At 66.3% G+C, this 23482-nt stretch carries 22 protein-coding genes and 1 tRNA gene; 2 read left to right on the top strand and 21 right to left on the bottom strand.

The annotated features are described in order from the left end of the window. Positions 1 to 3 precede the first annotated feature (3 nt). Complete coding sequence (locus tag LDO86_RS06095; protein WP_018770184.1) at positions 4 to 1335, bottom strand: AI-2E family transporter; 1332 nt, start codon at positions 1333 to 1335, stop codon at positions 4 to 6. Between the two features lie 36 nt (positions 1336 to 1371). Next, positions 1372 to 2334 (bottom strand): aldose 1-epimerase family protein, encoded by a 963-nt coding sequence (locus tag LDO86_RS06090; protein ID WP_018770185.1) that lies wholly within the window; start codon positions 2332 to 2334, stop codon positions 1372 to 1374. A 98-nt stretch (positions 2335 to 2432) separates the two neighbouring features. Between LDO86_RS06090 and galT the strand changes: the two genes are divergently transcribed. Together galT and galK are read left to right on the top strand one after the other, a co-directional pair. Continuing rightward, the gene (galT, locus tag LDO86_RS06085; RefSeq protein WP_018770186.1) at positions 2433 to 3590 is read left to right on the top strand and encodes a galactose-1-phosphate uridylyltransferase; all 1158 of its coding nucleotides are present in this window, start codon (positions 2433 to 2435) and stop codon (positions 3588 to 3590) included. Beyond that, entirely contained in the window at positions 3587 to 4777 is a 1191-nt protein-coding gene (galK, locus tag LDO86_RS06080) for a galactokinase (RefSeq protein ID WP_018770187.1), read from the top strand. The genes galT and galK overlap by 4 nt, the downstream gene beginning before the upstream one ends. A gap of 106 nt (positions 4778 to 4883) precedes the next feature. Here galK and LDO86_RS06075 read toward each other — a convergent pair whose 3' ends face one another. The 19 genes from LDO86_RS06075 to LDO86_RS05985 form a co-directional block, all read right to left on the bottom strand. Then, complete coding sequence (locus LDO86_RS06075) at positions 4884 to 5801, bottom strand: Bax inhibitor-1/YccA family protein (protein WP_018770188.1); 918 nt, start codon at positions 5799 to 5801, stop codon at positions 4884 to 4886. A 151-nt stretch (positions 5802 to 5952) separates the two neighbouring features. Next, a complete protein-coding gene (locus LDO86_RS06070; protein ID WP_018770189.1) occupies positions 5953 to 6666 on the bottom strand; it encodes an ABC transporter ATP-binding protein in 714 nt (237 codons plus the stop codon). Next, positions 6653 to 7600 carry an ATP-binding cassette domain-containing protein gene (locus LDO86_RS06065; protein ID WP_018770190.1) on the bottom strand — a complete coding sequence of 316 codons (948 nt, stop codon included), beginning with the start codon at positions 7598 to 7600 and terminating at the stop codon, positions 6653 to 6655. Before LDO86_RS06065 ends, LDO86_RS06070 begins: the two co-directional genes overlap by 14 nt. Beyond that, positions 7597 to 8844 carry a branched-chain amino acid ABC transporter permease gene (locus LDO86_RS06060; RefSeq protein WP_018770191.1) on the bottom strand — a complete coding sequence of 416 codons (1248 nt, stop codon included), beginning with the start codon at positions 8842 to 8844 and terminating at the stop codon, positions 7597 to 7599. Before LDO86_RS06060 ends, LDO86_RS06065 begins: the two co-directional genes overlap by 4 nt. After that, positions 8841 to 9848 (bottom strand): branched-chain amino acid ABC transporter permease, encoded by a 1008-nt coding sequence (locus LDO86_RS06055; RefSeq protein WP_018770192.1) that lies wholly within the window; start codon positions 9846 to 9848, stop codon positions 8841 to 8843. The genes LDO86_RS06060 and LDO86_RS06055 overlap by 4 nt, the downstream gene beginning before the upstream one ends. A 156-nt stretch (positions 9849 to 10004) precedes the next feature. Beyond that, entirely contained in the window at positions 10005 to 11237 is a 1233-nt protein-coding gene (locus LDO86_RS06050; protein WP_018770193.1) for a branched-chain amino acid ABC transporter substrate-binding protein, read from the bottom strand. A 242-nt stretch (positions 11238 to 11479) separates the two neighbouring features. Beyond that, positions 11480 to 11553, bottom strand: a tRNA-Leu gene (locus LDO86_RS06045). A gap of 110 nt (positions 11554 to 11663) precedes the next feature. Further along, a complete protein-coding gene (locus LDO86_RS06040) occupies positions 11664 to 13130 on the bottom strand; it encodes an FAD-dependent oxidoreductase (protein ID WP_018770194.1) in 1467 nt (488 codons plus the stop codon). Between the two features lie 34 nt (positions 13131 to 13164). Continuing rightward, on the bottom strand, positions 13165 to 14574 hold the full coding sequence (locus LDO86_RS06035; RefSeq protein ID WP_018770195.1) for a S8 family serine peptidase: 1410 nt from the start codon (positions 14572 to 14574) through the stop codon (positions 13165 to 13167). Positions 14575 to 14577: 3 nt separating this feature from the next. Further along, a complete protein-coding gene (locus tag LDO86_RS06030; RefSeq protein ID WP_018770196.1) occupies positions 14578 to 15525 on the bottom strand; it encodes a Ppx/GppA phosphatase family protein in 948 nt (315 codons plus the stop codon). Next, positions 15522 to 16193: a DUF501 domain-containing protein gene (locus tag LDO86_RS06025; RefSeq protein WP_018770197.1), complete on the bottom strand. Its 672-nt coding sequence runs from the start codon at positions 16191 to 16193 to the stop codon at positions 15522 to 15524. Before LDO86_RS06025 ends, LDO86_RS06030 begins: the two co-directional genes overlap by 4 nt. A 27-nt stretch (positions 16194 to 16220) precedes the next feature. Further along, entirely contained in the window at positions 16221 to 16901 is a 681-nt protein-coding gene (locus LDO86_RS06020; protein ID WP_018770198.1) for a septum formation initiator family protein, read from the bottom strand. A 137-nt stretch (positions 16902 to 17038) separates the two neighbouring features. Continuing rightward, positions 17039 to 18319 (bottom strand): phosphopyruvate hydratase, encoded by a 1281-nt coding sequence (gene eno / locus LDO86_RS06015; RefSeq protein WP_018770199.1) that lies wholly within the window; start codon positions 18317 to 18319, stop codon positions 17039 to 17041. Between the two features lie 118 nt (positions 18320 to 18437). After that, entirely contained in the window at positions 18438 to 19010 is a 573-nt protein-coding gene (locus LDO86_RS06010) for a MazG nucleotide pyrophosphohydrolase domain-containing protein (RefSeq protein ID WP_018770200.1), read from the bottom strand. 61 nt (positions 19011 to 19071) lie between these two features. After that, entirely contained in the window at positions 19072 to 20208 is a 1137-nt protein-coding gene (locus LDO86_RS06005) for an adenosine deaminase (RefSeq protein WP_018770201.1), read from the bottom strand. 53 nt (positions 20209 to 20261) lie between these two features. Continuing rightward, positions 20262 to 20987 carry a DedA family protein gene (locus tag LDO86_RS06000; protein WP_224084378.1) on the bottom strand — a complete coding sequence of 242 codons (726 nt, stop codon included), beginning with the start codon at positions 20985 to 20987 and terminating at the stop codon, positions 20262 to 20264. A gap of 134 nt (positions 20988 to 21121) precedes the next feature. After that, on the bottom strand, positions 21122 to 21751 hold the full coding sequence (locus LDO86_RS05995) for a VTT domain-containing protein (protein ID WP_018770203.1): 630 nt from the start codon (positions 21749 to 21751) through the stop codon (positions 21122 to 21124). A gap of 6 nt (positions 21752 to 21757) precedes the next feature. Then, on the bottom strand, positions 21758 to 23074 hold the full coding sequence (locus LDO86_RS05990; protein WP_018770204.1) for a thymidine phosphorylase: 1317 nt from the start codon (positions 23072 to 23074) through the stop codon (positions 21758 to 21760). Continuing rightward, positions 23071 to 23478 carry a cytidine deaminase gene (locus tag LDO86_RS05985; RefSeq protein ID WP_018770205.1) on the bottom strand — a complete coding sequence of 136 codons (408 nt, stop codon included), beginning with the start codon at positions 23476 to 23478 and terminating at the stop codon, positions 23071 to 23073. The genes LDO86_RS05990 and LDO86_RS05985 overlap by 4 nt, the downstream gene beginning before the upstream one ends. Between the last annotated feature and the right edge of the window lie 4 nt (positions 23479 to 23482).

Below are 23482 nucleotides of genomic sequence, written 5' to 3'. Positions count from 1 at the left end.
GGACTACTCTCCTCTGGGTTCTGCCCCGGTGCCTTCCGGGGAGGAATCACGGGCATCGCGGTGTTCGGCTGGAGTGCCGGACGCCGTGTCCTTCCCCGCGCCAGGTACAGACGGCGGTTCAACGTCCTTGATGGTGTTGTCCCCGCCTGCTCCGGCCGTGATGGGCTTCCCGGCAATTACCGGCACCTGTTCATGTTCCCACGTTCTTGCGGCGATGTAGCGAACAGCCGAATTTGCTACGGCCAGGATGGGTACCGAGAACAGCGCTCCGGGGATGCCGGCAAGGTAGGAACCGGCCGCAACGCTGAGGATCACAGCCACCGGGTGCAGCGAGACTGCCTTGCCCATGACCAGGGGCTGCAGGATGTGGCCCTCAAGCTGCTGGACCAGCAGGACGATGGCCAGCATGATCAGGGCGTTGATGGGGCCGTTGGCCACCAGCGCCAGCAGGATGGCCACGATACCGGTCAACAGGGCGCCCACCACCGGAATGAAGGAGCCGAGGAAGACAAGCACGCCCAGTGGAAGCGCAAGCGGGACTCCGATAATGGCGGCGCCCACGCCAATGCCGAGCGCGTCCACTGCTGCGACGAACATCTGGATGCGCGCGTAGCTGACCATGGACGCCCAGCCCCTGCGGCCGGCGCCGAAGGTGGCGGCCCGGGCTTTGCGCGGAAGCATCTTAACCAGGAACGCCCAGATCCGGTCACCTTCCAGGAGGAAGAAGATCAGGATGAACAGCGACAGCAGCATGCCGGCAGCGAAGTGCCCCGCGGTGCTGCCGAAGGACAGGGCGCCGCTGAGGATGCTGCTGCTGTTGTTCTGCAGCGCGTCGGTGGCTTCCTTGATGTACTGGTCGATCTGGGCGGCCGTGAGGTGCAGGGGGCCGGCAGAGAGCCAGTCCTGGACCTGCCGGACGCCTTCAAGGGCCTGGGAATAGAGCTCGCCGAATCCCACCGCCAATTGCCTGCCCACCAGGGCCAGGGCACCGACAATGACACCGATGAACCCGAGGACCGTCACGGCTACGGCTAGCCCAGCAGGCAGCCCGTGCCGCTTCAGCCACACCGTGACCGGGCTCAGGAGACCGGCGAGGAGGGCGGCCACCATAATCGGGATGATCAGGAGGGTGATGTGGCTGAGCAGCCAGACCAGCGTCCCCACCATCAGGAGAATCAGGCCCAGCCGCCACGACCAGGACGCCGCTATGCGGATGCCGTAGGGTATGTCCTTGTCCAGCTCACGGTCCGTCAGGACCCGCAGCGGCGCAGCGGAGGCGGGCGCCGGCGCTGAAACCGGGCGGGCCAGGGTAACGTCGTCCTCGTTAGGCGTCATATGCCAATACTTCCCCAGCTGCGGCCCGATGGGAAACTACTCCCCCGCCGCGCCGGGCTTGTAGTCGATGCCCCATTGCATGCTGAAGGACTCCCCCGGAGCCAGCCACCGGAGACCGTCGCCGGAGTTGAACGCGTTGGCCGGTCCGGTCATGGGCTCCACCGCCACTGCACGGCTACGGCCCGGGTACACCGTGCTCACGAAGATGTGGACGTAGCGGCAGGCCTCGTCCTGCCACAGCGACACCTCCCCGCCGTCGGACGCCGCGAGGGTGTGCCGCGCCTTGCCCCCTTCGAAGCTGAGGTCCGTCAGGGCCACGTCCACCGCCAGGTCCGCGATGTGCCGCCCGGACCGAAAATCCACATCCCCGGCGACAGGGGCCGAACTGCGGGGAATCAATCGCTCATCGGTCACCAGTTGGGTGCCGGCGGCAACGGTCAGCTGCAGTTCCTCAACCGGGGTGTCACCAAGCCGCAGGTAGGGGTGGGCGCCCAGAACGAATGGGGCGGCCGCCGCCGAGTCGTTCGTGAGGGTCTGCCTGACCTGCAGCCCCAGGTCTTCCGAAAGCCGGTACTCCACCCTGTGGCGCACCAGGAACGGATAGCCGTGCTGCGGGAAAACTGTGGCCTCCAGTGCCACGGCGTCCTGCGACTCCGCAACCGCCGCGTAGCCGGTATTCCGAAGCAGGCCATGGCTGGCGTTGTTGCGGGACACTTCGGTGATGTCCAGCTGCTGCTTCCGGCCGTCGAGGAACCAGACCCCGTCCTCCACCCTGTTGGCCCAGGGTGCCAGGGTGATGCCTGCCCCACCGGGGGCGATCTGATCATCGCCGTAGGTTTCGGTCAGCAGGACCCCGCCCCGGCTGAAGGAGCGGAGCCCGGCAGCGAGCTCCGTGACCACGGCGACGGCGTCGCCCCGGCGAAGCTCGTATTGCCGGCCGGTGGCGCAGGACAGGGCGGATGAGCGGGTGGAGGTTCCGTGTTCGGAAGAGGCTGTCATGGGCATTACCGTACATGGCACGAAAGGCCCTTCCATCCCCCTTTGTTACTTTTTGTTGTTAACTATTCATTCTTGATCGTTTGTGCAAGACTTTTTGTATGACAGGGATTACCAGTACCAGACTCTCCGATGGGCGGGAGCTGATCTACTTCGACGATGACAGCACCAGCACGTCACGCGCCGGACACCTCACCACCGACCACCGCGGCCTGCCCCCTCGCGGGGAGCCGGGCGAGGTGCGCTTCGATGCCCTGACGGACGAATGGGTGGCCGTCGCCGCGCACCGTCAGGCCCGCACCCACCTGCCGCCGGCAGACCAGTGCCCCATCTGCCCCACCACGGCCGCCAACGCTTCCGAGATCCCTGCCCCGGATTACGACGTTGTGGTCTTCGAAAACCGGTTCCCCTCGCTGGGACCGGCCCTGGGGCCCGTGCCTGACAACGCCGCATGGGGAACGAAAGGCCCGGCGTACGGCCGCTGCGAAGTAGTGTCGTTCACCCCCGACCACACCGGGTCCTTCAGCGGCCTCAGCGGGGAGCGGTCCCGCACGGTGATCGAGGCCTGGGCGCAGCGTACCGCTGCCTTGAGCGCCATGGCCGGCGTCAAGCAGGTGTTCCCGTTCGAAAACCGCGGCGCGGACATCGGCGTGACACTGCATCACCCACACGGGCAGATCTATGCCTACCCCTACATCACCCCGCGGGCCGGCACCCTGGGGGCGGCCGCCCGGAAGTACTACGACGCGCAGGACGGCAGGGACACCCTGACCGGTTCCCTGCTGCGGGCCGAACGGGAAGACGGCAGCAGAATGGTCCTCGAAGGCACGCATTTCAGCGCCTATGTGCCCTTCGCGGCCCGTTGGCCGCTGGAGATCCACCTCGTCCCCCACCGCCGGGTGCCGGACCTGGCTGCACTGGGCGGAGAGGAAAAGGACGAGCTGGCACACGTCTACCTCGACCTGCTCAAGCGGGTGGATGCCCTGTACCCCACGCCCACTCCCTACATCTCCGCCTGGCACCAGGCGCCGCTGGATGACTTCCTCCGGCCGGCGGGCTACCTCCATCTTCAGCTCACCTCCCCGCGCAGGGCGGCCGATAAGCTGAAGTACCTGGCCGGCTCCGAAGCGGCCATGGGCGCTTTCATCAACGACACCACCCCCGAAATTGTGGCGGAACGGCTGCGCAGTGTTGCGGTCCCGCCGTCGTCCGTGCCTGCCGCCGCCATGGCGGCCACCCCGGAAGGAGCTTCCGCGTGAGCACCCAGGATCCGGCCAAGGCCGCGCCCGCATCCGCACCCGCCGCCCAAAGTCTCGGCGCCCGCTTTGAACTCGAGTTCGGAGGCGCTCCCGACGGCATCTGGCAGGCACCGGGCCGGGTTAACCTCATCGGCGAACATACCGACTACAACGAGGGCTTCGTCCTCCCCTTCGCCATCGACCGCACCGCCCGGGTGGCCATCGCGGCCCGCCCGGATTCAACCGTGCGGCTCCTGTCCACGTACGGCGACCAGGGCGTGGTCACCACCACCCTCGGCACCCTGCGGCCGGGAACAGCGAAGGGCTGGACCAAGTACCCCCTCGGCGTCATGTGGGCCCTCCGGGAGCGGGGCATCACCGTTCCCGGGCTGGACCTGCTCCTGGACTCGAACGTCCCGCTCGGTGCCGGCCTGTCGTCGTCGCACGCCATCGAATGCGCCGTCGTCACGGCGCTCAACGACCTCACGGGTGCCGGGCTGTCGGCCCAGGACATGGTGCTGGCAACCCAGCGTGCGGAGAACGACTTCGTGGGTGCGCCCACCGGGATCATGGACCAGTCAGCTTCCCTTCGCGGCTCGAAGGGCCACGCCGTCTTCCTGGACTGCCGGGACCAGAAGGCAAGCCTGGTTCCTTTCGAGACCGAACCCGCAGGCCTGGTGCTCCTGGTGATTGACACCAAGGTGTCGCACTCCCACGCCGACGGGGGCTATGCGTCACGCCGGGAATCCTGCGAGCTTGGGGCGGAAGTGCTGGGGGTTAAGGCACTGCGGGACGTCGAGGTGGCTGACCTTGAGGAGGCAAGCGGCCTGCTGGATGAGGTGACGTTCCGCCGGGTGCGGCACGTTGTCACCGAAAATGACCGCGTGCTCCAGGCCGTGGAGCTTCTGGGCGGCCCCGGTCCCAGCGCCATCGGTCCCCTGCTGGACGCCAGCCATGCCTCCATGCGCGATGATTTTGAAATTTCCTGCCCGGAATTGGACTTGGCCGTGGACACCTCGCGGGCCCATGGGGCCATTGGTGCCCGCATGACCGGGGGCGGCTTTGGCGGAGCTGCGATTGCGCTGACCCCGGTGGACGCCGAGCAGAAGGTGCGCGCCGCCGTCACCCAGGCTTTTGCCGACGCCGGCTTCAAGGCGCCGGACATCTTTACCGTTTCCCCTGCCGCCGGCGCCATGCGCATTGCCTAGGGACGCCGCGGCAGCCTGATGCCGTCAGCCCTTAACGGCCGTAAGCCCCACCAGTCTGGTGGAGCCCACGGTTTTTGGTTTACGACGGCGGAAGCTGGCCGGGTGCCTAGTCGTCGCCGCGCAGGATGGCCAGCAGGCGGATGATCTCCACATAGAGCCAGACGAGGGTGACGGTCAGCCCGAAGGCAGCGGTCCAGGAGAAGCGCTGCGGGGCTCCGCTGCGGACCCCTTCCTCGATGCTGGTGAAGTCCATGATCAGCGAGAAGGCGGCGAGGCCGATGGCGAGCAGGCCGATGAAGACGCCCAGCGGGATCCCGAAGATCTCGACGCTGCGCAGGCCGAAGGGCTGCTGCAGGGCGCCGGTCCACATCAGCACCATGTTGACCAGGGCAAACACGGCGTAGCCGATGATGGCGATCATGAAGAACCGCATGGCCTTGGGGGTGGCCCGGACCTTGCCGCTCTTGAAGAGCACCAGGGTCACGGCGAATACGGACAGGCTACCGATGACCGCCTGCAGCCCCACACCGGGGAATTGGGTGTCAAGGATCCTGGTGAGTCCGCCGAGGAAGAGGCCCTCCAGCGCCGCGTACGCAAGGATCAGTGCCGGCGAAGGCTGCTTCTTGAAGGTGTTGACCAGGGCCAGCACGAACCCGCCCAGGGCGCCGACAATCATCAGCATTGACGCCAGCGGCAGGCCCACCGTGAGGGTGATGGCTGCGCCCACCAGCACGGCGCCGAGGCAGGCCGCGGTCTTCATGATGACGTCGTCGAACGTCATCCTGCCGGTGTCTGCGGGGCCGGCCGAGGGCTGGCTGTACATCTGCCGCAGCTGCTCGTCGGTCATGCTCTGGGGTTGCGTGCCCCAGCCCTGCTGGCCGTAGGGCTGGCGGCCGTACGGTGCCTGGCCGCCATAGGGCTGCTGGCCGTAGGGAGCGCCGTAGGGAGCCTGCGGGACAGGCGGTGCCTGGGTGGCTCCACGGAAATTCTTTCCGTTGAAGATCGGGTTGCCGCCAAGTGCCATTGCGGGATTCCTCCATGTGGATGTGGGTGATGAGCTTTTTGTTACGCTACCAATTCCCACGCGGAGGCAGCAGGGAAAGTTCCCTTGGGGCCCGGTTGCAACCGAACCGTGACCGTTGCACCTTTCCAGGCACCGGGCCCCGTGCGGCGAACTACCCCACCCCCAGGTAGGCCTCCTTGATGGACGGGTCGTCCAGCAACTGCTTTCCTGTTCCGCTGTGGGTGATCTCCCCGGTCTCCAGCACGAAGGCGCGGTGTGCCCCGGCCAGGGCCTGGTTGGCGTTCTGTTCCACCATCAGGACGGTGGTGCCCTGGTTGTTGATTTCCTTGATGATCTTGAAAATCTGGCGGATGAACTGTGGTGCCAGGCCCATGGAGGGCTCGTCCAGGAGCAGCAGCTTCGGGTTGGACATCAGGGCCCGCCCAATGGCCAGCATCTGCTGCTCGCCGCCGGACATGGTGCCCCCGTACTGCTTTTCCCGCTCCTTCAGGCGGGGAAACAGGTCGAACACGCGGTCCAGGTCCTTCCCCACCCCGCTTCTGTCCTTGCGTCCGAAAGTGCCCATATCGAGGTTTTCCATGACGGTCATGCCCGGGAAGATACCGCGGCCTTCGGGGGCCTGGGAGATTCCGTGGACCACCCGGATATGGGCCTTCATCTTGGTGATGTCCTGGCCGGCGAACATGATCCGGCCTTCCGAGCAGTTCAGCAACCCGGAGATTGTCCGCATCGTGGTGGTTTTGCCGGCACCGTTGGCGCCGATCAGCGCCACGACTTCACCTTCATCCACGGTGAAGGAGATGTTCCGCAGGGCCTGGATGCGGCCGTAGTGCACGGAAACGTCCTTAAGTTCAAGCAACGTCATCTTCGGGCTCTCCTAGGTAGGCGGCAATAACGCGCGGGTCCTCGCGGATCTCGCGCGGCAGTCCATCCGCAATCTTCTTCCCGAATTCCAGCACGACGATCCGGTCCGTCACGCCCATCACGAGCTTCATGTCGTGCTCAATCAGCAGCACGGTGTAGCCCTCATCCCTGATGGTGCGGATGAGCGCCATCAGTTCTTCCTTTTCGGCAGGATTGAATCCGGCCGCAGGCTCGTCGAGGCACAGGACCTTCGGATCGGTTGCCAGGGCCCGGGCAATCTCCAGGCGGCGCTGGTAGCCGTACGGCAGTTGCCGGGACAGGACATGCGCGTGGCTGCCGATGCCAACGAAGTCCAGCAGGGCCATGCCCCGTTCGATGGCGGACTTCTCCTCCCTGATGTGGGTGGGCAGGCGCAGCAGCGCCCCGCCGACGCTGGTCCGGTGCCGGGCGTCCAGGCCCACCACCACGTTTTCGAGGGCGGTCATCTCACCGAACAGGCGGATGTTCTGGAAGGTGCGGGACAGGCCCAGGCGGGTGATCTTGTGCTGCTTGATGCCGTTCAGGACCTGGCCTTCCAGCACCACCTTCCCGCTGGTGGGCTTGTAAACGCCGGTCATCGCGTTGAAGCAGGTGGTCTTGCCGGCGCCGTTGGGCCCGATGAGGCCCAGGATCTCGCCCCGCTTGATGTTGAAGCTGATGTTGTCCAGCGCCACGAGGCCGCCGAACTTGATGGTCAGGTTCTGGACTTCCACGATGTTGTCGCCCACCTTGACCGCGATGTCGCGGTCCGGGGCCACCTTCTCGGCAAGTTCCGGGTCCACGCCGGCCTCTGCCAGGGCTTCGATGTCGATCTCGGGCGCAACAGCCGCGGAGCCATCACTTGCCGGCTGTTCCTCCACGCTGCTGGAGCCGCCGTGCCTTTCCTCGGAGCTCATGCCTCCGCTCCTCTCTGTCCGGCCGCCCGGGTGTCGGGACCGGCTGGTGGATTGTCCGTGTCCTTGGGCTGGGTGACCTCGCGGGTGACCACCTTGTTCAGAGCAGTCCGTCCGTAGGCGAGCAACCGCTGCCGTGCCGGGAGCAGTCCCTGGGAACGGAAGATCATGATCAGCACCAGGGCAATGCCGAAGATCAGGTACTTGTATTCGGCAATGGCCGTGAACCTCAGCGGGATGTAGCTGACCAGGGCGCCGCCAAGGATGGCACCAACCTTGTTGCCCGCTCCGCCAAGCACGACGGCGGCGAGGAACAGGATGGACGTGGTGACGTCGAATTTCTGGTTGTTGACGAACCCCACCTGCCCGGCGAAGAGGGCGCCGGATAGTCCGCCGATCGCTGCGCCGATGGCGAAGGCCCACACCTTGTATTTGAAGGTGGGAACGCCCATGATTTCGGCGGCGTCCTCGTCTTCACGGATGGCGATCCAGGCGCGGCCAACCCGGCTGCGTTCCAGGTTGCCTACCAGGAGGGTGACGATGATGATGATGGTCAACGTCAGCCAGTACCAGGGCACGCCGTTCGAGTTGGAGAAGATGGGCGTTCCGTCAGCCTCGGTACCCGGCGGGTGGCCAACGTTCTGGAAGCCCACCTGGCCCTTCATTGCCGGGATGATCGTGGCCAGGATGCGGACGATTTCGCCGAATCCGAGCGTCACGATGGCCAGGTAGTCGCCTCGAAGGCGCAGGGTGGGCACGCCCAGCACTACGCCGAAGAACATGGTGACGGCCATGGCGATCGGAATGGTCCACAGGTATGGGATATGCAGGAAGGGCGAGTCCGGACTGGTCAGCATTGCTGCGCAGTAGGAGCCCACGGCAAAGAAGGCGACGTATCCCAGGTCCAGGAGGCCGGCGTATCCCACCACCACGTTGAGGCCGACGGCGATCAGTGCGAACCGGGCCATGTCGAAGCAGGCCAGGGCGAAGTTGTTGCCGGGCTCGGTGGTGATGATGGGCGGGTTCATCAGCGGGAGCAGGTAGGCCAGGACGACGACGATAATCAGGAACGCCCACTGCTGTTGCCGGGACAGTGCGTGCCACCGGTCGGAGAAGTACCCGGACTTGCGTCTGCCCCGCTGGCGGAGGTCGCTCTTTCCTGCGGCCTTCGAGGAAGCTTCGCGGTCCTCTGCTGCCTGTTGGGCCGCCGCTGTCTGCAGCGGTGTGGGGCCGTCCGTCATGCTCATGCTTTGCTCCTTCCAAGGGAGGTTCCCAGGATGCCTTCGGGCCGCAGCAGCAGCACGAGCACCAGCACCACGAAGGCCACGACGTCGGTCCACTGCGAGTTGCCCAGCAGGATCTGGCCGTAGTTGCCGATCAGGCCGAGCAGCAGGCCGCCCAGCAGGGCGCCGCGGACGTTGCCGATGCCGCCGAGCACAGCGGCCGCGAAGGCCTTGATGCCCAGGACGAATCCGCCGCTGTACTGGACACCGGACGGGATTTTCATGACATAGAACAAGGCGGCGGCTCCTGCGAGCAGGCCTCCGATGACGAAGGTGGTAATAATGATGCGCTCTTTGTTGACGCCCATCAATGTTGCGGTATCAGGATCCTGGGCAACGGCCCGGATGCCGCGGCCGGTGCGGGACTTGCTGATGAACCTGTCGATGCCCACCATCATGATCACCGCGGCGATGATGATCACCAGCTGCTGGGAATCGATGATGGTGCCGAAGACGTCGAAGATGGGGGTGGGCCGGAACATGGTCAGGGCAAGCTCGGGGCTGGGACCACGCCACAGGTAGATCAGGTACTGGATGGTGAAGGAAGCACCAATGGCCGTGATCAGGAAGACCAGGCGGGGGGCGTTGCGTCGCCGAAGGGGTTTGTATGCGATGCGTTCCAGCAGGAAGGCTGTGACGGCCGAGGCAACCATGGCCAAAACCAGCGCCAGCAACAGGTTCAGGATGATCGCCCAGATGTCGAGCCGGGGAACCGAGGGGCCGAAGCCCAGGCTGCTGAGGGTGAAGAAGACTGCGTAGCAGCCGACGATGAACACTTCCGAGTGGGCGAAGTTGATCAGGTTCAGCACGCCGTAGACCAGGGTGTAGCCCAGCGCTACGAGCGCGTAGATGGCCCCGAAGGTGAGGCCGTCAAAGGTGGCACTCCAGAAGTTCTGGGCCAGGGACGGTATGTCGAAGGTGATCCAGTCGTTTTCAGTCGGGAGTAGTGGGACAAGAGAGGGAAGCATGGGAACATCCTGATCCAGTTGCACGCGGCCTTGTGGGCCCGGCCGTGGGACTTGTGTCTATTGACGTAGTTTGGTCCTGGGCTGCTGCCAAGCGAAGAAAAGGCTGTGGGGGCCTGCTGATGCTGGCCCCCACAGCCATTGTCTTGCGCCGGGCTGCTACTCCCCGATGGGGCCGATGGGAACGATCTTCCCGTTTTCCACCTTGTAGCCGTACACGGTCGGGGCCTGGAGCTCGCCCTTCGCATCCCACTTGTAGTGCTTGCTCAGGCCGTCCTTGTCGTAGGCCTTGACCCAGGCAAGCAGGTCGGCGCGGTTCTGCTTGCCGGCGTCGATCCCGGACAGGAGCACGGTTGCGGCGTCGTAGCCCTCGATAGAGTACGTACCGGGTTCTGCACCCTTGGCGATGTCCTTGTAAGCCGATGCAAAATCAGGAATCAGCTCACCGGGGATGCAGGGGCAGGTGAAGTAGGCGTTGTTGGAAGCATCGCCTGCCTGCTTGATGAACTGGTCATCCTTGACGCCATCCGGTGCCACGAACGTTCCCGTGAACCCCTTGCCGACCAGCTGCTGGTCGAACGGGGCGCCCTCTGCGTAGTAGCCGGCGTAGAAGACGGCGTCCGCCTTGGCGTTCATGATCTTGGAAATGACTGCCGAGAAGTCCTTCTGCCCGGTGGTCACCTTTTCCGTCCCCGCCAGTGCGCTGCCCAGGCCGGCAGAGGTGGAGGTTCCCAGGCCGATGCCGTAGTCGGAATCATCCTGGACCAGGTAGACCTTCTTGGCGCCGAGCTTCCCGGTGAGGAACTTGGCGGCCGCCGGACCCTGGACGGCGTCATTGCCGAGGCCCCGGAAGAAGGTGGTCCAGCCGTTGTTGGTCAGGCCCGGGTTGGTGGCCGACGGCGTGATGTGCACCAGGCCCTTCTGCTCGAAGATGTTGCCCGTGGCTTTGGACTCACCCGAGAACGGGAGGCCGACCACACCCAGGATGTCCGGCTCGCTCACCAGCTGGGTGACGGGGCCGGTGGCCTTGTTGGGGTCGCCTTCGGTATCGAACTTCTTGAACTGCACCTGGCAGCCCGGGTTGGCCTTGTTGTGCTGGTCGATGGCCAGCTGGATGCCGTTGAAAATGTTGACGCCGAGCTGCGCGTTGGGGCCGGTCTGGGCGCCGGCGTAGGCCAGCGTGGTGGTGGCCGGGCAGGTCGCCTTGCCGTCGCCGGCGGGCTTGACCGCGCCGGAGGGAACGTCCACTTTCGAAATGGCGGGGATGTTCACTTTGTTGGACGAGCCGGAGCTCTCGGTGTTGCTGGGGCCTGCTTGGTTGGCGCAGGCCGACAGCAGCATGCTGAACGTGGCTGCCGCTGCCAACGAAGTGAGGACTTTCTTTCGGTACATTAATCTGCCTTCCGAAACAGGACCGTGCGATGCGGGTGCGGAACGGGCGCTGTGGCGCCCGGAGCGGGACCAGGTATTCCTGATTTAGCTTCAAGCTAGTGCATAGACGCCAGCGAACCTAAGTGACTGAGGTCACAGCCTTATAACAGTAGTTTCCTGTGGGGCATTAAACGCCGAAAGCCGCCTGCTGGGCAGGCGGCTTTCGGAACGCCGGGACGGCAGCGCCGTGCCGGGACAGTCTGTACCCCAGGTGGGACTCGAACCCACAACACGCGGATTTTAAGTCCGCTGCCTCTGCCAATTGGGCTACTGGGGCGCCGGGGTCAATGGTACCTGTGAATGGCACGTTGGCTGGAAACGCCGACGGCGGCCGGCCCCGCAAAGGGGACGGCCGCCGTCGGACGCTGTAAAGCGGGAGCAGACGCACTACTTGGCGTTGGCCGCCACCGTTTCCTTGGCAGCGGTGGTGGCGGTTGAACCAGAGCCGCCGGCCGGAACTGCCGCTGGTGCGGCTGCCGGCTTCGGGGCGGGGGTAGCTGCCGCGACGAAGGCGCCGCGGGGGTTGTCCAGGTCCATGAGCTGGGTGGTGTCCCGGCCGGCGAAGAAGCCGATGATCCAGTTGAAGATCACGCGGAACTTGCGCTCGAACGTGGGCATGGCCATGCCGTGGTAGCCGCGGTGGGCCAGCCACGCCAGCGGGCCCTTGAGGCCGATCCGGCCCAGGAGGTTGATGTTGGCAACGCCCTTCCATTCGCCGAAGCCGGCCACCGCACCAAGGTTCTTGTGCTTGTAGTCAGCCAGCGGCTTGTCCCAGCGCGAAGCCCACAGGTTCTTGGCAAGGCGCTTGGCCTGGCGCAGGGCGTGCTGGGCGTTGGGGACGCAGGTGCCGTCAGGCAGACCCTTGCCGGTGAGGTCCGGAACGGCGGCGATGTCGCCTGCGGCCCACGCGTTCTCCACGATGCCTTCGTCCCCGGCAATGCGCAGGTCCGGCAGGACGCGGACGCGGCCGCGGGGCTCGAGCGGGAAGTCGGTGGAGCGGACCATCGGGTTGGCCTGCACGCCGGCCGTCCACACCAGGGTGTCGGCTTCGAATTCCTGGGCGGGGGTTTTGTCCGGAAGGTTGATGAGCTTCAGGGTGCCTTCGGCGCTGTCCAGCGAGGTGTTCAGGAGGACCTCGATGCCGCGGCTGCGCAGGTGTTCCACAACCCACTCGGCCTGCTTGGCGGTGACCTCGGGCATGATGCGGCCCATGGCTTCGACCAGGACGAAGCGGACTTCCTCCTGCTTGATGCGGGGGTTGTTGCGCACGGCTGCGCGGGCGAGGTCTTCCATCTCGGTGATGCACTCGATGCCGGCAAAGCCGCCGCCGACCACCACGAAGGTGAGGGCGCGGGCGCGTGCGGCGGGGTCCGTCATGGTGGAGGCAACCTCGATGCGCTCCAGCAGCTTGTTGCGCAGCGCAACGGCTTCCTCGATGGTCTTCAGGCCAATGCCCTTGTCCGCCAGGCCCTTGATGGGGAACGTGCGGGTGATGGCGCCGGCTGCGAGCACGACGTCGAAGTACGGAATTTCAAAGTTTTCGCCGCCGTCGGCGGGAGCCACCACAGCTGTGCGGTTTTCGTGGTCGATCGAGGTAACGCGGCCCTGGATCAGTTCCGTCTGCTTGAGGTGCTGGCGGTGGGACACCACCGCGTGGCGGGCCTCGATGTTGCCGCCGGCCACCTCGGGGAGGAAGGGCTGGTAGGTCATGTAGGGCAGCGGATCGACGACGGTGACGATGCCACCGGCATTCGCGATCTTCTTCTGCAGTTTCAGTGCTACGTACAGGCCGACGTACCCGCCGCCGACGACGAGTACCCTGGGACGGTCCTGGAGCTGTGGGGTGGTTGCCATAGTTTAAGGATAGCGCAGTTTGTGAAAATCTTCACTAACTTGCCCCCCGGTCCGTAACGTGCGGATTACTGCGCGATTGCACCTGTTCCACTACCCCTGTCTCCGGCTCCTCCCGGGCAAGGGCCGGGTTCCGGGCAGCCCTCCGGAGCGAGATGCCGGCAGCAGCGATGATCGCCACGAACAGGACGGCAAAACCGATCACGACGGCGGCACCGATGGCAGTGTCGCGCTGAGAGGGTGCCTTGGCGGCCGGGACGGTGGCGTCCGGCAGCGTGGGTGCCGCGATGGGCGCTGAGGTGGCGGTGGGCTGGGGAGTTGCAGGCGCGGCGTTGCCGCGCCGGTGCACGCGGATCCATTCGGCTACGGTGCCCAACGGGTTCACCGACACCTGGGGGACGTCGGCCTTGAGCGCGGCCTCGGCGTTCAGGATGCCATAGCCGTACAGCGGGTCCTTGCCCGGAGGGCCGGCATCCTTTGCCGTGGAGACGATCCTGTTGATCACCTGTTCGGCGCTCATGTCCGGCCACTTGGACCGGATCAGGGCGGCGACGCCGGAAACGATGGGCGTGGACCCGGAGGTCCCGGCCCACTCCGCGTAGCTCCCGCCGGGGAGGCCGCCCAGGAGGTTCTCTGCGGGGGCAGCCACCCCGATGCTGATCCCCTGCGATGAGGCGTCCACGCTGGCCACGTTCTTCCGGTCCAGGCCCGCCACGGTGAGTACGCCGGGGATGGTGGCGGGGGCGCCCACCTGGGTGTTGCCGCCCACGCGGTTGCCCGCGGCGGCAACGATGACCACGTCCTTTTGTTCTGCGTACAGGAACGCGGCGTCCCAGCTTTGCGGCCACTGCGGGGTGGTGCTGCCCAGCGAAATGTTGATCACCTTGGCGCCGTTGTCCACGGCCCAGCGGACGGCCTCGGGAATCTGGTCCTGGTCGCTTTTGCCCGAGGGGTTGGCCGAGCCCAGCCAGGTGGAAACGGACAAAAGCTGGGCCTCCGGCGCCACGCCCATGATCCCGTCCGGCGGAGTGCCGGGCTGCCCGGGACCCGGGCTGGGGCTTGCACTGGCCGGCTGGTGTCCGCGGCCGGCCAGCATGGTGGCCACCAAGGTGCCGTGTTCGGGTTTGGAGCCGACGCTTTTCTGGCCGTCGGGCTGGCCGGAGCCCGAGGCGTCGTAACCGCCGACGACCGCGCCTTTGAGGTCCGGGTGCTGGGCGTCGATGCCGCTGTCAATGACGGCCACCTTGACGCCGGCACCTTTTGACACCTCCCAGGCCTTGGTAATACCGGAGTCTGCCAGCCAGTATTCCTTGTCGCGCCATTCGTCGGCGTTTGCGGCGGGTGCAGTGAAGAGGCCGGCGCACAGGCAGGACGCTGCCAGGAGGACGGCTACGGCGGCGGCCGCCGCACGGGGCAGGAGCGGGATGGAAGCTGGGGTGGAGTGCATGGCCTAACCGATGCTCAGCGCGATGCCGTCGAGGATGTCGTGCTCGCTTGCGGTGGCCGCGGTGATGCGCCCCCCGGTCAGCTCCCCCATCCGTTCCAGGATGCGGCGCCATACCAGTCCCCCGGCGCCGATGACGTCCACGCGTCCCGGGTGCATGTACGGCAGTGCCGCGCGGCGCGCCCGGGTCATGCCCAGCAGGTCGGTGGCGGCGGCGCGGACTTCCCCGATGGGGAGTTCGGCGCCGTGGATTGCGGCGGGGGAATACCCGGGCAGGCGGAGCGCGTGCGCGGTGATGGTAGTGACGGACCCGGCAACACCGACGACGGCGGTGGCACGTTCCAGCGGTACGTCGCGCCCGGCGCGGGCCATGGCAGCGTCCACGTCGGCTTCCGCGGCAGCGATCTGTTCGGCGGTGGGAGGATCGTTGCGCAGGTGCCGTTCGGTGAGCCGGACACAGCCGATGTCCACGGACTTTGCCGCGGTTACCCCGGCTGCAGTGCCGAGGACGAATTCGGTGCTTCCGCCGCCGAGGTCCACCACCAGCACCTGGTGGCCGTCGAGGATGGGCAGGACGCTGCTGGCGCCGGCGAATGACAGTGCCGCTTCCTCGTCCCCGGAGATCACCTCAGGTTCCACTCCCAGCAGGTCCCTGATGCCGTCCACGAAGACGTCCCGGTTGCGCGCATCGCGGCTTGCGGAGGTGGCCACAAAGCGGATCCGCTCCGCGCCGCGCTCCTTGATCAGCCGGGCGTAGTCAGCCGCTGCGGCAAAGGTCCGGTCCAGCGCCTCCGGGGCCAGTTCGCCGGTAGCATCCACGCCCTGGCCCAGCCGGACCACGCGCATCTCCCGGACGACGTCGGTGAGGTTCGCGGCGCCGCTGCTGCGGTCGATGTCCGCAATCAGCAGCCGGATGGAGTTGGTGCCGCAGTCTATGGCGGCCACGCGGGTCATTCGGCGGCCTCTGCGGCGCCGGCGGACTTCCGCACGGGGGCAGGGCGCCCCACGATGTCCGGCAGGCCCTGCGGTCCGTGGCGGCTGAGGTCCCTGGACGGTGCCTCGCCTGTGGTGTCCCAGGCACCGTCGCAGTAACACCTGTCCGCCGTCCACCATTCGCTGATCATGTCAAGCGCCTGGTCGCCTAAGGGATTGACGCCGCTGCCTGCCGCCAGGGAGTGGCCCACCAGGACGTGCAGGCATTTGACGCGCGTGGGCATCCCGCCGGCGGAGACGCCGTCGATTTCAGGCACAGCGCCGATGCCCGAACGCTCCCCGATGGCCGCGCGGGCAGCGAGGTACTCCTCGTGTGCTGAGCGGTAGGCAGCCGCGAGCCCGGCATCGCCTGCCAGTTGTTCATTCATGCTGTTCATGACGCCGGCCGCTTCAAGCCTGGAAACCGCGGATGTGATCACCGGGTGCGTCAGGTAGAAGGTGGTGGGAAAGGGGGTGCCGTTGCTGAGGCGCGGGGCGGTGGCAGCCACCAGGGGGTTTCCACAGACGCAGCGCGCCGGAATCTCCACGACGTCGCGGACGGGGCGTCCCAGCTGCCTGCTCAGTACTTCAAGGTCGTGTGCTGTCGGTTGGCGGGATTCGTCCCGGGCGGCTGCCGTGTTGTGTTCCATGTTCGCGGGCCGTCCTTCCTGTGCGGTTCAGTCTGTGGCCGCGCGCCTGATGGACTCCCACAGGGAATCCACCCACGGCAGATCGGCGGGGTCTTGTGCTGCTGCGCCGGCGGGGCTACTGCTTTCTCCGGCCGGCTCATCGCTGCCAAAAACCCAGTAGCCGGTTTCGCCCGGCATAACCATGTTAATGCGGTCGCGGGCCTGCTGTTTGACGTAGTTGGGGTCCTGCCACCGCGAAACCTGCTGCCGGAGGGCATCGCCTTCCGCCTGGCGTGCGGCGATATCGGCGTTCAGCGCGTCGATTTCGGCCTTTTTGTCGAAGAAGATCTTCACCGTGGGCGCCAGCATGATGGTGATGGCAATCATCACCACGGCCAGCGCCAGCATGCGGCCGGAGAACGCCTTGGCGGGGACAGGGTGCTGATCCTCATCGCCGTCCCGGACACTCTTGCCGTCAACGGAACTGCTGCCCTTGCGTGCGGCGGAAGGCCCGGACTTGGCTGCCTGCCCTGCCTTCGCCGCGGCCTTGCCCGCAGTTCCACGCCCCGGGTTATCGCCCGCCGGTGCTTTGTCCGTCGTAGCGGCGCCCTTGCCCGGCCGGAAATCCGCCCGGATGACCTCGGCACCGCCGGCGGATCCGTCGTCGGCCGTTTCCTTGGCTGGACGGGCGGGGGCGACCTTGGGAACTTTGGGGCGGCGGGTAGCCATGACACTCCTGAAACGCAGCCTGCCTGGGCAGCCACTATCTGTGCTGGACAAACACTGCTGAAACAAATGCTGCTGGAAACAACAGCGGTGGCTATGGTCTTTCAACCATAGCCACCGCGGATGGGTTTAGGCGGTTACTAGCCCTTGAAACGCGGGAACGCGCTGCGTCCGGCGTAGCGTGCGGCGTCGTCGAGTTCCTCTTCGATGCGCAGCAGCTGGTTGTACTTGGCGACGCGCTCGGAGCGGGCCGGGGCGCCGGTCTTGATCTGGCCGGCGTTGGTGGCCACCGAGATGTCGGCGATGGTGGTGTCCTCGGTTTCGCCGGAGCGGTGCGAGGTGATGGTGGTGTAGCCGGCGCGCTGGGCCAGGCTGACGGCGTCCAGGGTCTCGGTCAGGGAACCGATCTGGTTGACCTTGACCAGCAGGGAGTTGGCGGTCTTGGTGTCGATGCCGCGCTGCAGGATGGAGGGGTTGGTGACGAACAGGTCGTCGCCCACCAGCTGGACCTTGTCGCCGATGGTGTCGGTGAGGGTCTTCCAGCCTTCCCAGTCGTTCTCGTCCAGCGGGTCTTCGATGGAGACCAGCGGGTAGTCGGCCACGAGTTCGGCGTAGTACGCGCTCATCTCGGTGGCGGAGAGCGCTTTGCCTTCGAACTGGTAGGCGCCGTCCTTGAAGAATTCGGAGGAGGCAACGTCCAGGGCCAGGGCGATGTCCTTGCCCGGGGTGTAGCCGGCGTTCTTGATGGCTTCCTGGATCAGGTCCAGTGCTGCACGGTTGGACGGCAGGTTCGGGGCGAAGCCGCCTTCGTCGCCGAGGCCGGTGGACAGGCCCTTTTCCTTGAGCACGGACTTGAGGTTGTGGTACACCTCGACGCCCCAGCGCAGGCCCTCGGAGAAGGTCTCGGCGCCGATCGGGGCGATCATGAATTCCTGGATGTCGACGTCGGAATCGGCGTGGGATCCACCGTTGAGGATGTTCATCAGCGGCACGGGCAGGACATGCGCGTTGGGGCCGCCCAGGTACTTGTAGAGCGGCAGGTCGGCAGAGGCCGCGGCTGCGTTGGCGACCGCCAGGGAGACGCCCAGGATGGCGTTGGCGCCCAGCTTGCCCTTGTTGGGGGTGCCGTCCAGGTCCAGCATGGCCTGGTCGATGCTGCGCTGGTCGGTGGCGTCGAAGCCGGTCAGGGCGGGGGCAATCTGGTCGATCACGGCGTCGACGGCCTTCTGCACGCCCTTGCCGAGGTAGCGGCCCTTGTCGCCGTCGCGCAGTTCGACGGCCTCGTGCTCGCCGGTGGAAGCGCCGGAGGGAACGGCCGCGCGGCCGATCTGGCCGTCGGAAAGCAGGACTTCAACTTCTACGGTGGGGTTGCCACGGGAATCGAGGATCTCGCGGGCGTGGATGGCATCGATAAGCGCCATGAATTTGCTCCTTATGGGCGATTAACGGGGGGAATCAGGCAAAAAACTCGACGTACTCGTCAGGGACTAGCGTAGTCGAGAGTGGTCCGGGTTACTCAAACCGGCCGGGGCCGTGACGTCATGATGGCGCGTGGCCGCCTTGGTAACGGCGGACCGCGGCACGGAGGGCACGCTCAGCGTCCATGCCGTTGTCACGGGCGGAACGCACGACGGCGAGCAGCAGGTTTCCGAGTTCCTCCTCGCTTTGAGGGACGGCAGCGCCGTCGGGAAGCCCGAGGCCCGCGCGGGCGGCACGGTCCAACGACTTTTGGGCCTTGGCCAGCGCCGGGAGGGCCTCCGGGATGCCCTCAAAGGCGCTGGGCCGCTCCGGGCGTTCGGCCCGCTTGACCTCGTCCCACTTCTGCTCGATCTCCTCAACGGTGGCCGGGAAGCTCTCCTGCAGGGAACCGTCAGGTTGGAACACGTGCGGGTTCCGGCGGATCATTTTGGCAGCCAGGCCGCGCGCCACGTCGTCGAACTTGAACGCACCGCGTTCCTCGGCCAGCCGGGCGTGCAGCACCACCTGGAGCAGGACGTCGCCCAGCTCGCCCTGGAGTTCGGCGTCGGGGTGACCCTCCTCGATGGTTTCGGCCACCTCGTACGCCTCCTCCAGGAGGTACTCCACCAGCGAGGCGTGTGTCAGGGCGCCCATCCAGGGACAGTGCTCACGCAGCTGCCCTATGACAGTGACGAGCCTCCCGACGGGCGCCTGGTCAGCCAAGGTTGGCGTAGGCGTCGTTGATGTATTCCACCAGCGCTTCCTTTTCCTCCAGGGGCAGGAAGGACGCTTCGGCGGCATTGAGGGTCAGCTCCAGCAGGTCGTCGAGGTCATAGTCGAAGGTTTCCACCAGCAGGTTGAACTCGTCGGTCAGGGTGACGCCGCTCATCAGGCGGTTGTCCGTGTTGATGGTGACGTTGAAGCCCAGCTGGTAGAGCATGTCCAGCGGGTGGCTCTCGATGCCCTCACCGAATTCTGCAATCGCGCCGGTCTGGAGGTTTGAGGACGGGCAGATTTCCAGGGCGATGCCGCGGTCGCGGATCCAGCTGGAGAGGTCCCCGAGGGTGACCAGGCCAACGGTGTCCCCGGCTTCCCCGTCGTCGTCGAATTCCACCATGATGTCCTCGGCGATCCGGACGCCGTGGCCCAGGCGGAGGGCGCGGCCGTCCACCAGCGCGGACTGGATGCTCTCCAGCCCGGCCGCCTCGCCGGCGTGAACCGTGGCAGGGAAATTGTGCTGGGCCAGGTAGGTGAAGGCGTCCCTGAAGCGGCTGGGCAGGAAACCGTCCTCGGCCCCGGCGATGTCAAAACCCACTGCGCCCTTGTTGCGGTGGCGGACGGCCAGTTCGGCGATCTCCTGGCCACGGTCGGCGTGCCGCATGGCGGTGATCAGCTGGCCCACCTGGATTTCGCGGCCACTTTCGGACACGGCTTCGACGCCGGCCTCCAGGCCATCCTGAACCGCTTCCACGGCTTCATCAAGGCTCAGGCCCTTCTGGAGGTGCTGCTCGGGGGCCCAACGCACTTCGCCGTACACCACGCCGTCGTCGGCGAGGTCCTCAACGAACTCCTTCGCGACGCGGAACAGACCGTCGTAGGTCTGCATCACGGCAACGGTGTGGTCGAACGTCTCCAGGTAGCGGACCAGGGATCCGGAATCCGCTGACTCCCGGAACCACTGCCCCAGGGCCACCGGGTCGGTCGAGGGGAGCGTGTGGCCTACGGCCTCCGCCAGTTCGATGATGGTGGCCGGACGGAGTCCTCCGTCCAGGTGGTCGTGAAGGGAAACCTTGGGCAGGCTCTTCAGGTCAAAATCGATGGCAGGGGCAGCGTCAACAATAGGCTCAGTCACGTTCCCACCTTAGGGTGGGCCAGAGTTCAAAGCCAGCCGTTCAAAGCCCGGCGCTACTTGGCCGCGGGACTGGCCTCTGCCGACGGCATTACAAGGGCCTGGGTGCCGGGTCGTCCCTCGTGGCCGGAGCCGGAGGTTTCATCGCTCCACCCGTCCGCGTCAGGTGCGTCGTTCCGGCCCAGCCGTTTGTGCCACCAGCGCAGCAGGTGGTCAATGACGATGCCCAGGACAATCGCGAACACGACGGCGATACCCGCGCTCAGCAGTGGGTTGTGGTGCAGCCAGGGGAACGAGCTGGCCAGCACGCCGATGCCAAGGGAGTAGCCCACCCAGGTGACGCAGGCGAAGGCGTCGAAGACGAAGAACCTGCGGTGCGAGAAGCCGGTGCTGCCGGCGACGTAGTTGACCGCCACCCGGCCCCAGGGGATGTAGCGGGCGGTGAAGATCAGTACGGCACCCCGCTTTTCAAGCTCATACCGCGCCCAGGCGAAGACCTTCCGGACTTTGGGCCGGCGCATCCACCCCCACCGGTCCAGGCCAATCTTCCGGCCGAGCATATAGGCCATGTTGTCGCCGCAGATGGCGCCGACCAGGGCCGTCAAGCCCAGGATCCAAAGATTGGGCTCGCCGCTGTGACGGGAAAAAGCCGCCAGCGCAACGATCAGCGTCTCACTGGGGACCACCATGGCGAAGCCGTCCACGAAGAAGAACACCAACAGGACGGGGTAAATCCACCATTGGCCCGCTGCATGGAGCACGGCCTCATTAATAAACTCCACGCGGTGTTGCTCCTGTATAAAAAATGACACAGCCAAAGTGCCGCAGCCAAAGCGGAAATCGTTCCTAAGTGTCCCATGCGGGAGCCGCAATGCGCTACGCCCCGAAGCCCGGAATTACAGGTTAAACGCGCCGGTCAGGCACCGGGTTCCCGGATCCGCTCCACGACGTTGGGTTTGCCCCGGAATTTGTTGATTACCAGGTCCACCACAATGCCCAGGGCCACGGCGCACACGATGGCGATTGCCGCGCCCAGGAGGTGGTTGTCCTCGAACCACTGGCCGAAGAAAAGCCCGATCGCCACCGAGTAGCCGGCCCAGAGGCTGGCCGACAGGATGGTCAGGCCCACGAACCGAAGATGCGGGTAGTGGGTGACGCCGGCGGTCAGGTTGACCGCCACCCGCCCGATAGGGACAAAGCGGGCCACCAGGATCAGCGAGGCGGGACGCTTCCGCAGTTCGCGGCCCGCCCAGCGGAACGCGCTTTGCATCCGCGGGCCGCGCATCCAGGCCCAGCGCCCGGTGCCCACTCGCCGGCCCAGGAGGTAGGCGATGTTGTCACCGGAGAAGGCACCGGCGGCCGCCACCAGGGCCAGGAGCAGCGGGTTGGGCACATCGGCGGTGGCGGCGACGGCTGCAAGGCCCACCACCACGGATTCGCTGGGGACAGGCGGGAAGAAGCCGTCAATGATGCAGCAGGCCAGCACCAGTACCAGCACCCAGGGCTGCCCGGCTGCGGCGAGGATGAAGTCATTGATGGCCTGCATTGGTGCCTATGCTATGCGGTCGATGATGAGCTGCTGGGCAGGCCGCGAACCTTCCGGAGCGATGACCACGGCATGTTCAAGGGCTTCCCTGGCCCGCGCGAACCGCTCAGGGGTGTCCGTGAGCAGGGTCATCAGGGGTTCCCCGGCGCGCACTGTGGCGCCGGGCTTTGCGTGCATGCGCACTCCCGCCCCCGCCTGGACCGCATCCTCCTTGCGGGCACGTCCGGCGCCCAACCGCCAGGCGGCCACCCCTACGGCGAGTGCATCCAGTTCCACCAGCACACCGTCCGCCGGAGCGTAAACGACGTCGGATTCCCTGGCCACCGGCAGCGCGGCCCGGGGGTCGCCTCCCTGGGCGGCGATCATCCGGTTCCAGACGTCCATGGCCCGGCCGTCCTTGAGGGCAGCAGCGGGGTCGGCGTCATGCACTCCTGCGCAGGCGAGCATTTCCTCGGCGAGCCGGACGGTCAGTTCCACAACGTCATCGGGACCGCCGCCCGCCAGCACCTCCACTGATTCCTCCACCTCGATGGCGTTGCCGGCGGTGAGCCCCAGCGGGGTGTTCATGTTGGTCAGCAGCGCCACCGTGTTGACCCCCGCATCCTTGCCCAGCGCCACCATGGTCCCGGCGAGTTCGCGGGCTTTGGCCTCGTCTTTCATGAACGCGCCGCTGCCCACCTTAACGTCCAGGACCAGCGAGCCGGTGCCCTCGGCGATCTTCTTGCTCATGATGGACGACGCGATCAGCGGGATGGCCTCCACGGTGCCGGTCACGTCGCGCAGGGCGTAGAGCTTCTTGTCCGCCGGCGCCAGGCCCGCTCCGGCGGCGCAGATCACAGCCCCCACGTCCTGGAGCTGGGCCAGGATCTCGTCATTGGAGAGGTTGGCCCGCCACCCGGGAATGGATTCCAGCTTGTCCAGGGTTCCGCCGGTGTGCCCCAGACCACGGCCTGACAGCTGCGGAACGGCCACGCCGAACACTGCGACGAGCGGGGCCAGCGGCAGGGTGATCTTGTCCCCCACACCGCCCGTTGAATGCTTGTCCGTGGTGTACTTCAGGCCGCCATCGGGGCGCCGGAGGCTGGAGAAATCCATCCGTTCGCCGGAGGCAATCATTGCGGCGGTCCACCGGGCAATTTCGGCACGGTCCATGCCGTTGAGCAGAATGGCCATGTTGAGGGCTGCCATCTGTTCATCCGCGATCGCTCCGCGGGTGTAGGCATCGATGGTCCAGTCGATCTGTTCGGGGCTCAGCGTTCCCTTGTCCCGCTTGGTGCGGATGATGTCAACGGCGTCGAACGCCTCAGTCCTGCTCTCGGTCACCGGGTCTCCTCCAGGTGTTCGGGACCAAAGGCGTCGGGCAGCACCTGGTCCATGGTTTTGATGCCCTGGGCAGTCATGAGCTGCATATCCGGGGCGCGGAATTCGTACAACAGCTGCCGGCACCGGCCGCAGGGCATGAGGATGTTCCCCGCCCCGTCAACGCAGTAGAACGCTCGGAGCAGGCCGCCGCCGGTCATGTGCAGGTTTCCCACCAGGGCGCATTCCGCGCAGAGCGTCAGCCCGTAGCTGGCGTTCTCCACGTTGCAGCCGCTGACAATCCGGCCATCCCCGGTCAGGGCCGCGGCTCCCACCGGGAACTTCGAGTACGGGGCGTAGGCGTTCTTCATGGCGGCGACTGCGGCCGCCTCCAGGGCGGCCCAGTCCACCGGCTGCGTGCCGGCCATGGCT

Origin of the sequence: Arthrobacter sp. StoSoilB19, assembly GCF_019977275.1 — a bacterium.
Classification (GTDB): domain Bacteria; phylum Actinomycetota; class Actinomycetes; order Actinomycetales; family Micrococcaceae; genus Arthrobacter.
This window is presented reverse-complemented; position numbering and strand designations above follow the sequence as displayed.